The organism is Chryseobacterium gwangjuense (genome assembly GCF_021311115.1).
Lineage (GTDB): Bacteria > Bacteroidota > Bacteroidia > Flavobacteriales > Weeksellaceae > Chryseobacterium > Chryseobacterium gwangjuense.
In genome coordinates, this window is sequence record NZ_JAJTNP010000003.1 from 307732 (window position 1) to 320877 (window position 13146).

Annotated in this window: 11 protein-coding genes and 3 tRNA genes; 8 read left to right on the forward strand and 6 right to left on the reverse strand. The window is 34.3% G+C overall.

Annotation, left to right across the window (positions count from 1 at the left end; all coding sequences use genetic code 11):
- Window positions 1-91 precede the first annotated feature (91 nt).
- The 3 genes from LV842_RS07980 to LV842_RS07990 all read right to left on the reverse strand — a co-directional run bounded on the left by LV842_RS07980 (window position 92) and on the right by LV842_RS07990 (window position 376).
- Window positions 92-165 (reverse strand) — tRNA-Arg (locus LV842_RS07980).
- 33 nt (window positions 166-198) lie between these two features.
- Window positions 199-273, reverse strand: a tRNA-Pro gene (locus tag LV842_RS07985).
- 18 nt (window positions 274-291) lie between these two features.
- Window positions 292-376, reverse strand: a tRNA-Ser gene (locus LV842_RS07990).
- 136 nt (window positions 377-512) lie between these two features.
- On the opposite strand from LV842_RS07990, the gene LV842_RS07995 reads away from it, so the two are divergent.
- The 4 genes from LV842_RS07995 (at window position 513) to LV842_RS08010 (ending at window position 4987) form a co-directional block, all read left to right on the forward strand.
- Entirely contained in the window at window positions 513-1538 is a 1026-nt protein-coding gene (locus LV842_RS07995; protein ID WP_233110921.1) for an N-acetylmuramoyl-L-alanine amidase, read from the forward strand.
- Between the two features lie 67 nt (window positions 1539-1605).
- Complete coding sequence (gene aspA / locus LV842_RS08000; protein ID WP_233110922.1) at window positions 1606-3006, forward strand: aspartate ammonia-lyase; 1401 nt, start codon at window positions 1606-1608, stop codon at window positions 3004-3006.
- Between the two features lie 62 nt (window positions 3007-3068).
- A complete protein-coding gene (locus LV842_RS08005) occupies window positions 3069-3923 on the forward strand; it encodes a glycosyltransferase family 2 protein (RefSeq protein WP_233110923.1) in 855 nt (284 codons plus the stop codon).
- The gene (locus tag LV842_RS08010; protein WP_233110924.1) at window positions 3920-4987 is read left to right on the forward strand and encodes a hypothetical protein; all 1068 of its coding nucleotides are present in this window, start codon (window positions 3920-3922) and stop codon (window positions 4985-4987) included. Before LV842_RS08005 ends, LV842_RS08010 begins: the two co-directional genes overlap by 4 nt.
- Here the strand turns inward: LV842_RS08010 and LV842_RS08015 are convergent.
- From LV842_RS08015 to LV842_RS08025, 3 genes are all read right to left on the reverse strand, one after another.
- Window positions 4980-6458, reverse strand: a complete 1479-nt coding sequence (locus LV842_RS08015; protein WP_233110925.1) for a lipopolysaccharide biosynthesis protein — start codon at window positions 6456-6458, stop codon at window positions 4980-4982. The genes LV842_RS08010 and LV842_RS08015 overlap by 8 nt on opposite strands.
- Window positions 6459-6466: 8 nt before the next feature.
- The gene (locus tag LV842_RS08020) at window positions 6467-7261 is read right to left on the reverse strand and encodes an FkbM family methyltransferase (protein WP_233110926.1); all 795 of its coding nucleotides are present in this window, start codon (window positions 7259-7261) and stop codon (window positions 6467-6469) included.
- Between the two features lie 137 nt (window positions 7262-7398).
- Complete coding sequence (locus LV842_RS08025; RefSeq protein ID WP_233110927.1) at window positions 7399-8064, reverse strand: DUF2461 domain-containing protein; 666 nt, start codon at window positions 8062-8064, stop codon at window positions 7399-7401.
- Window positions 8065-8338: 274 nt separating this feature from the next.
- On the opposite strand from LV842_RS08025, the gene LV842_RS08030 reads away from it, so the two are divergent.
- The 4 genes from LV842_RS08030 (at window position 8339) to LV842_RS08045 (ending at window position 13081) form a co-directional block, all read left to right on the forward strand.
- The gene (locus LV842_RS08030) at window positions 8339-10054 is read left to right on the forward strand and encodes a DEAD/DEAH box helicase (protein WP_233110928.1); all 1716 of its coding nucleotides are present in this window, start codon (window positions 8339-8341) and stop codon (window positions 10052-10054) included.
- A gap of 152 nt (window positions 10055-10206) precedes the next feature.
- Window positions 10207-10845 carry a DUF47 domain-containing protein gene (locus tag LV842_RS08035; RefSeq protein ID WP_233110929.1) on the forward strand — a complete coding sequence of 213 codons (639 nt, stop codon included), beginning with the start codon at window positions 10207-10209 and terminating at the stop codon, window positions 10843-10845.
- A 20-nt stretch (window positions 10846-10865) separates the two neighbouring features.
- Window positions 10866-12008, forward strand: a complete 1143-nt coding sequence (locus LV842_RS08040; protein ID WP_233110930.1) for an inorganic phosphate transporter — start codon at window positions 10866-10868, stop codon at window positions 12006-12008.
- Window positions 12009-12109: 101 nt separating this feature from the next.
- Window positions 12110-13081, forward strand: a complete 972-nt coding sequence (locus tag LV842_RS08045) for a polyprenyl synthetase family protein (RefSeq protein ID WP_233110931.1) — start codon at window positions 12110-12112, stop codon at window positions 13079-13081.
- Window positions 13082-13146 lie beyond the last annotated feature (65 nt).

Genomic DNA, 13146 nt, shown 5'->3' on the forward strand with positions numbered 1-13146 from the left:
TTGATCTAAAGATTTGGAATATAATATGTAGCAATAACACATGGAACTAATATAAACAAAAAAACTCACAATAAAAATTGTGAGTTTTATGTGAGCGCGAAAGGATTCGAACCTTTGACCGTCTGCTTAGAAGGCAGATGCTCTATCCAGCTGAGCTACGCACCCATTGAATAATTTTGAGAAAATTATTGAAAACTGTCGGGGCGGCAGGATTCGAACCTGCGACCTCCTGGTCCCAAACCAGGCGCGATGACCGGACTACGCTACGCCCCGAAAAGATATATAGAAAAGCGGAGGGTAAGGGATTCGAACCCTTGCGACACTTTCGCGTCGACAGTTTAGCAAACTGCTCCGTTAACCACTCCGGCAACCCTCCTGTTTATCTTATTTTTTAATGATCGTTGTTCTGTTATTGCGAGTGCAAATATAGAACAGATTTCTTTATTTACCAAATATTTTTCAAGAAAAATTTGTGTATTTTTACGCTAATAAATGATTAAAAAAGTAAACGAATGCGTAAGACATTATATATCATCGGCTTAAGTTTTTTTGTTTTTTCATGCACTTCACAGAAAAGTGTTAAACAAAATGCTTCCCGTACGAATAAACAAGTGATACAGCCAAAAACAACGATTGCAAAGACCAGTAGTGAGAAGCAGAAGCCTCAGATTACCCATGATGGAGGCGCAGAGTTTTTTACAACAAATATTGCAGATCCTACTAAAAATAATAATACAATAAGTTACGGTTCTATCGTGTCTGCCAAACCGGTTGGATACAAAGTGGTAAAAACATATTTTCCTGCTGTAGGACAAAATTTCAGACAGCGTTATTTGATTCTTCATTATACCGCTTTACCGGATGATAAATCGATCACGGTGCTTACCCAGCAAGAAGTAAGTGCACATTATCTTGTAAATAATACAGGAGATAATGAGATTTATCAGTTGGTAGACGAAAACAAGCGTGCCTATCATGCAGGGGTGAGCTCTTGGAGAAGTGACAAAAATCTTAACGATACTTCTATAGGAATAGAAATCGTGAACGCAGGGTTCAGAGCGGATTCGACAGGAAGTAGAGTGTTTGCGGCTTTTAGTGATGATCAGATGAAAAAAGTAGCTGCATTGGCAAAAGATATTATTACAAGATATCAGATTCCTCCAACGAATGTTTTGTCGCATTCGGATATTGCACCAACGAGAAAACAAGATCCGGGACCGCTGTTCCCATGGAAAAAACTATATGACGAATATCAAATCGGAATGTGGTATGATGAAGCGACTAAACAAACTTTCTTTGATCAGGCACAGTTGGATTTTACCACAAAATACAATGAGCCCCCTTTTATTTTCTTGATTCAGACAACTTTGCAGAAATTTGGCTATGGAGTTGAGCTTAGCGGAGCTTGGGATGATACTACCAAAAAAACAATTGAAGCATTTCAGTATCACTTCAGACCTCAGAAATATGATGGAGTGATGGATGCGGAAACTTGGGCAATTTTACAAGCTTTAAATCAAAAATATCCAATAAAATAAGTAATTTTGAAGTGCATCTTTTAGGATGCATTTTTTTCAAGGAATCATTAAGTTAAAAAATATTTTAATGGAAAATTATAGAAAGGAGAGCGATCTTTTAGGTGAGCTAAATGTACCGATAGACGCTTATTATGGTGTACAGACTCAAAGAGCAATAGAGAATTTTAAAATTTCGGGACAGTTGCTGTCCTCATATCCAGAGTTCATAAAAGGATTGGCTTTTGTAAAAAAAGCAGCAGCTAAAACCAATTATGAATTAGGTCTTCTTGATGAAAATTTATATTTCAAAATTGCAGAAACTTGTGATGAACTTGTGAATGGAGAATTGCATGAGCAGTTTCCTGTAGATATGATTCAGGGAGGAGCGGGAACTTCAATCAATATGAATGCGAATGAAGTGATTGCCAACAGAGTTTTGGAGAAACTTGGAAAAAATAAAGGAGAATATGAATTCTGTTCTCCGAACGATCATATTAACCTTTCTCAGTCTACCAATGATGCCTATCCTACGGCGATCAAAATGGGATTGCTGCAGATGAACGATACTTTGGTAAGCAAGCTTGTGAAAATCGTTGAAGCGTTCCGTGAAAAAGGAAATGAGTTTCAGGATGTCATTAAAATGGGGCGAACTCAGCTTCAGGATGCGGTTCCTATGACTTTAGGACAGGAGTTTGAGGCATTTGCTGCTACTTTGGAAGAAGATATTTCTAAACTGAACAATAATGCCAATTTATTCGTAGAAGTTAATATGGGAGCAACGGCTATCGGAACGGGAATCAATGCTCCGTTAGGCTATGCAACGCTTTGTGCTAAGAATCTGGCGGAAATTATCGGTTATCCTGTCATTTCTGCACCGAATTTGGTAGAGGCGACTCCTGATACAGGATCGTACGTAATTTACTCTTCAGCAATGAAACGTCTTGCTGTGAAATTATCTAAAATCTGTAATGATTTAAGACTATTATCATCAGGACCGAGAGCCGGGCTTTTTGAAATTAATTTACCTCCAATGCAGCCAGGTTCATCTATTATGCCGGGGAAAGTAAATCCTGTAATTCCTGAAGTAGTAAACCAAGTGTGTTACAAAGTAATTGGAAATGATCTTACCGTTACTTTTGCAGCAGAAGCAGGTCAGTTGCAGCTTAATGTAATGGAACCTGTGCTTTCTCATGCCATCATGGAAAACATCCATTTCCTTTGCAATGCGTTAGATACGCTTCGTGAGAAATGTGTAGTGGGAATTACTGCGAATAAAGAAGTTTGCCTAAACATGGTGAAACACAGCATCGGTATTGTAACGGCACTTAACCCTTACATTGGGTACAAACAATCGACTCAAATTGCCAAAGAAGCTTTAGAAACAGGAAAAAGTGTGTATAACTTAGTGTTGGAAAAAGGAGTGCTTTCTCAGGAAAAACTGGATGAAATTCTTGATCCGAAAAATATGCTGAAACCACATAATAAATAATACAAGTAAGAGGTAAAAGCAATAATTTTTTGCTTTTACCTTTTGCTTTTTACTTTAAAAAATTGAAATTTTTAATCATAATTCCAGCGCATAATGAAGAAGCGCATTTGTCATTTACATTAGAATCTTTACAGCATCAGCGTTTTAAAGACTTTAAAGTAGTGATTGTTAACGATGGTTCTATCGATACAACCCCTGAAATCATTAAACGATTTACAGATACGGATTCACGTTTTGAAACCATCAATCTTCAAAAATCTGCACATCAACCTGGGTCAAAAGTAGTTGCTGCTTTTAAAAACGGCTTAAATACCCAAAATCTTGACCAATTTGATATCATTTGTAAATTTGATGCAGATATCATTCTTCCTGATCATTACCTTGAAACCGTAGAAACAGCCTTTCAGAATCATCCTAAATACGGTTTGGTTGGAGGGTTGTTGTATGTGGAAAAAAACGGAAGCTGGGTATATGAAGGCAACTCAAATAAAAATCACGTTCGAGGTCCGATGAAAGCCTACAGAAAAGAATGCTTTGAGGAAATGGGAGGAATGAGAGAAACCTTGGGTTGGGATAATATTGATGCTATTTTACTCGAAAATTTAGGCTGGAAAGAAGTTGTTTTACCCGAATTGCAAGTGAAATTATTAAAAGTAAAAGGAAGCGATTATACCATAAAACCGGCAGATTACTACGGAAGATACTTTTATTTCTTAGGATTAAATAGGTTTCTGGCTTATGTAGCATCGTCAAAAGAAGCGATGAAGAATAAATCTTTATCCTTTTTCTTACAGATTGTTAAAGCCTATGAAAACTGTCGATCACAAAAGTTAGAATTGAAAATTTCGAAAGAAGAACAGCAGGTAATCAACAATCAGCGTTGGAATGCCTTGAAAAAGAAATGGTTGAAAATTTGAAAAAAATTGCCTACATAGAAATTGATACCCATGCTGAAATCGCACAAAACTTTTTAGGAACTATGCGAGGTTCAGAGAATTTTGAGGTAGACTATTATTTTTCTGAAAAAATTAAAAAACAGATTCAGACGGATCGAGAAAACGTTTTTCTTTCAGACAGTTCGATGATTATTGAGCAATTGAAATCAAAACAATACGATTTGATTATTGTTGGGACGGTTCATCGGTATTTCAATACATTTCAGTCGATTGCAGAAAAATACAACACAGCTTTTATTGTTCATAATATCAATTTTACCACCCTGTCAAAATTTAATCTCTTTAAAAATATTTTCAAAGAAGATCTTATTTACAGAATAAAATTATGGTGGAAAGAAGGACTTTTTACTGTTTCTACAGCTTATAAAAAGTCAAAAACATTATTGGTCTTGGATGAAGCATTCTGCTCTGAAAAATATAGATTTTTTCCCCTTTTTTATACTGAAAATGGTGAAAAGCAATCAGAGAAAAGGCTAATTGTAGTTATTCCGGGAGGTGTTTCCCAGAAAAGAAGAGATTATAAAAGAGTTTTTTCGAAGATAAAAGAAATTGAAAATAGCTTTAAAGAAAAAGGATCAGCAGAACAATTAATTGAATTCGTTTTTTTAGGAAAGGCAAAAGGAGTTGAATTAAAAGAAATTACAGACTTAGAGCGCTCTCTTCAATATACTACTCTTCAGTATTTTCCGGAGAGGGTTTCCTCAGAAGACTTTGAAAAATGGATGCAGAAAGCTGATGTTTTGTGGTGTCCGATTCAGCAGGAAACAGAATTTTTCAGCCAAAAAGAAGTGTACGGACAGACCAAAATGACCGGTAATTTAGGAGACGCTATCAAATTCGGAAAATTGGCTGTTTTTCCGCGTAATTATCCTTCAAAATTAAACTTTATTCTTCCTGAAGAAGAAAATATAATGGAGCAATTCGAAACGCTTAAAAATACTCCATACGACTTTCAGAAAAAGTATAACAGGAAATCCGTTCAGGAAAATCTGGAAAATACTTTGATGAGCTTAATTTCTACTTAAATTTAAAGATACTTTTGATAAAGTTTTTATTCAAATAATCCTCAATTGGGAAAACTTTTGTGAAGTAATTTCCGATAAAAATCAAGATCAAAACAACAGCTGGTTTATAGATTAGATTGATGAAGTTATTGTCAAAATTAGGCAAAACAATCGCTACTGTAATTGCTAAAGTGCAGATGATGGAAACAAAAATCATTTCTATTGTCAACGGAGAAACTTTAAAAACAATATAGTTGAAAATAATTTTAACCAGATTATATGTTGTTAAAGAAATTGCAGTGGATAAGGCAATTCCGACAAGCTTAAGCTCTGTATTTTTAATGAAATAAAGATTCAGTCCGATTGTTAAACCCGCCAGTAAAAGCATTACTAAAATGTTGAAACGGTAATATTTAGATAGAGAAATGATATTCCCATTGAATCCTGTCGCCAAATCGATCAAAACAGCAGAACCCCAAATCCAGATTACAGGTTCATATATTCTCAGCATAACTCCGTTTTTAGGCATAAACTGAGTTAGGTAAGGAAATCCGACCATAATGCATGAAAACAAAACTGCTCCTAAAAAATATAAAGTGAGTGATGTTTTTTTGTGAAATCTATCGAGCCCTTCCATATCACCATCTGCAAGATACTGACTGATAATAGGAGCGGAAATATTAAATAAACCCAACTGCGGAATAGAAATTAAAGAAATCAAGGCATACAAAACAGAGTAAATTCCGTTTTCTTCCATTCCCATAAACTCACCGATCATAAAGCTGTTGATGGCAAGATAATTTCCGAAAGTTCCTAAAAATCCAAAGAAACTGTAATTGAAAAATTCTTTCCAAAAACCATCTTTTTTAAAGTAATCAGTACTTACATCAAAGTTTATTTTTTCCAGTTTATTGGTGTAATAAATGTATCCGAAAAGCATTAAAGCAAATATTCCGAAAAAGAATGCCAATGCAATATTTTGTGACAGAGAAAAATAAAAGAAAAGACAAAATGCTCCTAGATTGGCAATTTTAGGGAAAAGATTATCAAAAATATTAGAAACTACAATTCTCTTGAAATTAGAAATGTATTTATTGAAAATCGCGCAGAGTGATAAAACTAAAATTAGTGGTAAAATAATTTTTTTGATTTTCCAGGCTTCCGAATGAATGAATTTCGGGTAAAAATAAGGAAGAGCAAAAAATACAACAGAAAATATGAGGAAATTAATTAAAATGCTGATCAGTGACAATGAAAGCATGTTCTGGGTTTTGCCATCTTTCTGTAAAGAATGAAAAAACTTCACATTGGCATACGAAATCCCGAAAACAACAAAAGGAACCAACATTTCTGCCGTTTGCATGCTGTAGCGAAGCTTTCCGTAGAATTCAAAATCGTTCGGGAAAATAAAAAGCGCCGAAGCTGTTCCCAGTAAAAAACCGATATATCCGATAATGGAATATTTGAAGCCTTGTCTTGCTACTAAACTCATAGGTTTTCTTATTGGTTTTTAGGGGTAAAAATAATATTGTTGATGTATTCTGTTTTATTTTTTTCGTCGCTAATATTTTTTAACAGAATCTCTTCCGTTAATTTTTCCAGCTTAAAGTTTTTTCTGTTCAGGTATTTTACATCAAATCCCCATGAAGCTACTTCAGCAATTTCATTCCAGATAGGAGTGCTGTGATGTCTTTGTTCCATCTCTACCATCAATGTTGGCTGAAATTTTTGTATCGTTTCCTTAGCCCCATTCAGGGTTTTCATTTCATTACCCTCAACATCTATTTTTATGAAGTCTAGCTTACTGATGGCTTCTTTTTTTGCCCAGTCATCCAATTTTATCACTTCTACCTTTTCGGTGTAGCTCTTTTCTTCTCCTTTTTCTTTGTATGAAGTATTTAGTGTTCCTCGTGAAGCAATCATTTTTCCGTTAATAATCGGAACCTTAAATTCTGCAGTCGTATTTTCGTCAGAAAGGGCTACAGAATGAACATTCATTTTAGGAAATAGCCTTTTTAATCTGCGATACAGTTTTTTATTGGGTTCAAAACCGTAAATATTCTGAGGTTTCAGTTTATCTTCCAATTGATATAAAAACGTTCCTACATTCGCTCCAATGTCAAAAATAACTGCATTGTCCTGAAGATATTCTTTAATCCAAACCAATTCAGGTTCTACATTACGTGTAGAAAAATTTTCTTTATTAAGCTTGTATAAGCTTTTAAAGTATCTTCTTTTGTAAAAACTCGGACTTATATATTGAAGTTTTTCTGCAATCCTTTGGTATAAAGACATTGGTGTAATTTTAGAGGAAATGCAAAGATAAACAAAAATGTTAAATTGTTGTTAAAGTTAATGAATTGTATTTATTTGATTATCAGTTGTTAATTTAGTTTTTTAGAAAAATAAAATTATCATAAAACGAAAAAAAACTATAAAAAAGGTGCATTTAAGAAATCATTCAGAGGTTTCATCAGTCTGAAAATTTTTGCCAGTTTTTTTACAGCATCCTTATCCAGGATTTCTTCATCTTTCAGAGAATAGACTACAATGAAATTTTTTAGCTTTAGAAACTCTCCCATCGGATCTTCCTTTTCGAAACCCTGTGGAATTTTTTTCAATTTATCATCCTGATCCAGTTCAGGAAAATGTTTTTTGAAATCTTTATTGTTCAAAATATTCAGAAATTCATTTCCGTATAACGAAATTTCTTTTCGAAGTTCTTTTAAAACGGCAGAATCAGGCATATAAATTCCTCCGGCAATAAAAGACTTTCCAGGTTCTATATGGAAATAATAACCTCCTTTCTGACTTCCTTTTCCCATCCCCAAAGAAGCTCCGAAATTGGTTTTGTAAGGAGATTTGTCTTTGGAAAACCTTGTATCTCTGTAGATTCTGAATAAAGATTTTTTGGCATCTATTTTAGCAAGTTCAGGATCAAAGTCTGACATTTCATGAAGAAGTCCTTCGATGAAAGAAATAAGATTTTGCTGAGACTCTGTGTAGAGTACTTTATTTTCGGTAAACCATTCCCGATTGTTATTTTGTTCCAGTTTTTGTAGGAAATTCAGGGTTTTTGAAGATATTTCAGCGGGCATATTTTTTTATTTTACTCAAAAATAATGAAATCTAAGTTGTTGTCAAAATTCATAATGTTTTAATTAATTGGTAATTTTTAATGCTTTTTATTGTGATTTGATGCGTGAAATATGGTTTGATGTATTGATAAATTAAAAATAATTATTTTATGCTTTTTCTGTAGAAAATTCAAAATAATTAAGGTTTTCAAAAATAAAATTATTGATTTCGTAATATAGTATAAAATAAAATCCAAATAATAATTGTATCTTTGCAAAAATTTTAAAATATTTAATGAATTTATTTACGGAAACCAATTTAAGTCCTGATATTCTTAAGGCAATTGGCGAACTGGGTTACGAAAGCCCGACAGAAATCCAAAAACAGACTATCCCTTTTATTCTTTCAGATATTCGCGACTTGATCGCACTTGCGCAAACAGGGACAGGCAAAACAGCAGCGTTTTCGCTTCCGATTTTGGATATGATTGACGAAACGAGTCGCAAAATCCAATTATTGGTGCTTTGTCCGACACGAGAATTATGTCTTCAGATTACTAAAGACATAAAAAATTACTCTAAATACATGAAAGACATCAAAACTACAGCAGTTTATGGTGGAAGCAGTATTATGGAGCAAATCAGATCTTTGAAGGATAAACCGCAAATTATTGTGGGAACTCCGGGTAGAGTTATTGATTTAATTAATAGAAAAGCGCTTGACTTTTCGGCTATTCATTGGTTGGTTTTAGACGAAGCTGATGAAATGCTTTCAATGGGTTTCAAAGACGAATTGGAAACAATTTTGAGCGAAACTCCTGAAACGAAACAAACTTTCTTATTCTCGGCTACGATGAGTAAAGAAGTGGAGAGAATTTCTAAGAATTATCTTACAAAACCACACAGAATTTCTGTAGGTTCTATTAACGAGGTTAAGAAGAACATTAAGCATGAATACTATGTGACAGGTTACCGTCAGAAAAAAGAAGCTTTGAAAAGATTGATCGATTCAAACCCGAATCAGTATTCAATCATTTTCTGTAGAACAAGAATGGAAACTCAGGAAATTGCAGATTTCTTGATGCAGAACGGTTATGCAGCAGATGCGCTTCATGGTGATCTTTCTCAGGCTCAGAGAGATACGGTAATGAAGAAGTTCAGATTGAAAAACATCGATATTTTGGTTGCGACTGACGTTGCAGCAAGAGGATTGGATGTAAACTCTCTGACTCACGTTATCCATTATTCTTTACCTGATGATCCGGAAGTATTCGTTCACAGAAGTGGTAGAACGGGTAGAGCTGGAAAAGACGGTATTTCAATTGCTTTAATCAAGCCTGAAGAAAGCAGAAAACTTAAGCAGATAAAATCAGTTACTAAAATTGAGATTAACGAAGCTAGAATTCCTACGGGAGAAGATATCGTTAAAGCTCAAGTAGGAGGGGTTTTTGAAAGTCTTTTTGAAGTACACGAAGATTTCTTTGAATTTGATGATGCTTTAATTCCTGATTTATCAGAATTTACAAAAGAAGAATTGGTTCACAAATTACTTCAGTTCCAATTGAAAGATATTGCTCTTTATTATAAAGACAGACATGATCTTATGGAGCAGAAACTAAGCAGCAGAGATGATGACGGAGGTTCTAGAAGAGACAGAAGAGATCGTGATGGCAGAGGTAGAGATCGTGACCGCGATAGAGGAGAGAGAAGCGAAAGAAGTGGAGACAGAAGAGAACGTGGTGGAAAACCTAGAAAAAAGAATGATGATATGGTAAGATTCTTCTTTAATCTTGGTAAAAAAGATCAATTGAAGAAGCTTGATGTTTTAGACATTATCAATAAGGCTACATCAAACGGAAAAAGCAAAAAAAGAGCTGAAATTGGCGATATTGAAATTTTAGAGAAATTCTCTTTCTTTGAAGTTGAAAAATCGTTCAAAGGAGATCTTTTGAGCAATATCTCAAGTATGAAATTCAGAGGTAAAGATATGAGAGCTGAAGAGGCTAACTAATCATCTGAAAATAATATAAAAAACCGACTGTAAAGTCGGTTTTTTTATTTGATAATCAGGAGTTAATGCAATGTTAACAAAACTTAATGCAACATGCTTTCAGGTAAGATGCTTTTTTAAGAAATTTGCACACGAATTATAAAAACTTAAAAATGGGAATTGGTAATATTTTCCACGCTTTTCAACCAAAAGATAAAATCTTCTTTGTGCTTTTTGAAAAAGTAACTGAAAACCTAGTAGCAATGTCTGAGGAATTCAACCACGGAATTAAAGACTTCGATCTTAATGACGATTCTATGTTGAAGAAGATGAGCGATTATGAACACAAAAATGATGAGCTTACTCATGAGATCTTCGTAGAATTGGGAAAAAACTTTATTACTCCGTTCGATAGAGAAGATATCCATACGTTAGCAACAGGATTAGATGATATCGCAGATTACATCTACGCTTCTACAAAATATATTTTCTTATACAAGTCGCCAGAAATGAGGGCGTATTCAGATTTCTCTTTATTGATTCATAAAGCATGTCTTGAAATTCAGAATGCAATGAAAAACCTTAAAGGGTTCAAAAATATGGAGCAGGTAAAAGAAGCTTGTATCAAAGTAAACTCTATTGAAAACATTGCAGACGATTTGTTGTCAAATTCTATGGTAGAATTATTCGAAACAAACGATGCGATCAATATTATCAAAGTTTCATCTGTACTTAATTATCTTGAAATAGTAACTGACAAAGCAGAAGATGTTGCCAATACGATTGAGAACATTATGATTAAATACGCTTAATTAATAATTATAATTAACAAATGGAATTTCCGATTTTACTTATAGTTATTATTGCCTTGGCTTTAATCTTCGATTACATCAATGGTTTCCATGATGCTGCCAATTCAATTGCGACTATTGTTTCTACAAAAGTTTTAACTCCATTCCAGGCTGTACTTTGGGCAGCACTTTGGAACTTTGCCGCTTTCTTTATTGCTGCTTATATTATTGGAGAATTTAAAATTGGTAATACAATTGCCAAGACCGTAAACGAGAATTTTATCACCCTTGAAGTCATATTTTCCGGACTTGTAGCTGCCATCGCTTGGAACCTTTTAACATGGTGGTTTGGTATTCCTTCCTCTTCTTCGCACACATTGATCGGAGGATTTTTGGGAGCCGCTTTAATGCATGCTTTCATGATGGATTATCAAGCAGTTGCTACAGCACAGCCGGATTTAGGCATGTGGGACACAATTAAAGAAGCTTTTAATCAGGTTACCCATCAGAGTGTGGTTAAGTTTGAGAAAGTAATTCCTATTTTCCTATTTATTTTCATGGCTCCAATTATAGGGATGATTATTTCAATTATTATTACTTTAATTATCGTTCATCTTTATAAGAAATCAAACCCACATAAAGCGGATAAGTCTTTCAAAAGATTACAATTGGCATCTTCAGCATTGTTCAGTTTGGGACATGGTTTGAATGACGCTCAGAAAGTAATGGGTATTATTGGAGCAGCAGTGATTTACTATCATGTGAACATGCTTCAGGATGCACAATATTTAAATATTCCTTCTGCAGACCGTTTCGATTATTTTGCTTCTCATTATATCTGGGTTCCATTGGTTTCGTTCATTGCAATTGCTTTGGGAACCATGAGTGGAGGTTGGAAGATCATCAAAACAATGGGAACTAAAATTACAAAAGTAACTTCACTGGAAGGTGTAAGTGCTGAAACAGCAGGTGCGATTACCTTATTCATTACAGATCACTTTGGTATTCCTGTTTCTACAACACATACGATTACAGGTTCTATCATCGGGGTTGGATTAACGAAAAGAATCTCTGCTGTAAGATGGGGGATTACTGTAAGCCTTCTTTGGGCTTGGGTGTTAACCATTCCAATTTCTGCAATTGTTGCAGGAGTGACGTACCTTTTGGTAACATTTTTATCTTAAAATAAAAATTTAGAATATAATTAAACTTTGCTCATTTGGGCAAAGTTTTTTGTTTTATAAAGCCCTGAAAAATCGTATTTTTGTTCAAATTATTAGAATTTATGGAATTTTTAGACAGATACCAACAGCTTGTTGCGGATGCTATTCAAAAGTATACTTTCAAAGATAAACCTGCAGAATTATATGATCCGATGAATTACATTATTTCACATGGTGGAAAGCGTCTTCGTCCGATTATGGTTTTAATGGCGTGTGATTTATTTGGAGGAGATTTGAAGCAGGCAATAAAACCGGCTTTGGCTATCGAGTTTTTCCATAATTTCACGCTTATCCATGATGATATTATGGATGAAGCTCCTTTGAGAAGAAATAAACCAACTATCCATACTTTGCATGGTATTAATGTAGGAATTCTTTCAGGAGATGGATTAATGCTGAAAGCGTATAAGTTTTTTGAAGATCTTGAACCAGAGATTTTCAAAGCTTGTATCAGAATTTTCACTCATACAGGTTTGCTTTTATGTGAAGGACAGCAGTATGATATTAATTTTGAAACACAGGAAAATGTAACTTTTGATGATTACATCAGAATGATTACCTATAAAACAGGTGTTTTGAGTGCTTCTTCTTTTGAAATCGGAGCATTGATTGCAAAAGCGAATTTCAAAGATGCCAAAGCTATTTTTAACTTCGGAAAACACATTGGGATTGCCTTCCAGATTATGGATGATTATTTGGATGTATTCGGAGATCAGGCACAATTCGGTAAAAAGCACGCCGGAGATATTTATGAAAATAAAAAGACGGTTCTTTATCTGATGGCGAGAGAATATGCAACAGAAGAAGAAAGAAAAGAACTGGATTACTGGTACTCTAAAAAGACCGATAATATCGATAAGGTATACGGAGTTGAAAAGATTTTCAGAAGAACAAAAGTAGACGAGAAAGCATTGCGTTTGATCGAAAAACATAATGAAATCGGGCAAAGCTACCTTCAGAAGATCGATATTCCGGAAGAAAAGAAAAAACCATTTACAGAACTGGCAAATTATTTATTGAGAAGAGAAAGCTAAAAAAGATAGTAGATCTTAGGTTGCAGGTAGCAGATTTACCTGCAACCTAAGACCTGCAACCTATC

Excerpts from the sequence above, each read along its gene's own strand:
- LV842_RS08015 (WP_233110925.1), bottom strand. The coding sequence starts at position 6,458 with ATGAGTTTAGTAGCAAGACAAGGCTTCAAATATTCCATTATCGGATAT.
- LV842_RS08030 (WP_233110928.1), top strand. The coding sequence starts at position 8,339 with ATGAATTTATTTACGGAAACCAATTTAAGTCCTGATATTCTTAAGGCA.
- LV842_RS08025 (WP_233110927.1), bottom strand. The coding sequence starts at position 8,064 with ATGCCCGCTGAAATATCTTCAAAAACCCTGAATTTCCTACAAAAACTG.
- LV842_RS08020 (WP_233110926.1), bottom strand. The coding sequence starts at position 7,261 with ATGTCTTTATACCAAAGGATTGCAGAAAAACTTCAATATATAAGTCCG.
- LV842_RS08045 (WP_233110931.1), top strand. The coding sequence starts at position 12,110 with ATGGAATTTTTAGACAGATACCAACAGCTTGTTGCGGATGCTATTCAA.
- LV842_RS08040 (WP_233110930.1), top strand. The coding sequence starts at position 10,866 with ATGGAATTTCCGATTTTACTTATAGTTATTATTGCCTTGGCTTTAATC.
- LV842_RS07995 (WP_233110921.1), top strand. The coding sequence starts at position 513 with ATGCGTAAGACATTATATATCATCGGCTTAAGTTTTTTTGTTTTTTCA.
- aspA (WP_233110922.1), top strand. The coding sequence starts at position 1,606 with ATGGAAAATTATAGAAAGGAGAGCGATCTTTTAGGTGAGCTAAATGTA.
- LV842_RS08035 (WP_233110929.1), top strand. The coding sequence starts at position 10,207 with ATGGGAATTGGTAATATTTTCCACGCTTTTCAACCAAAAGATAAAATC.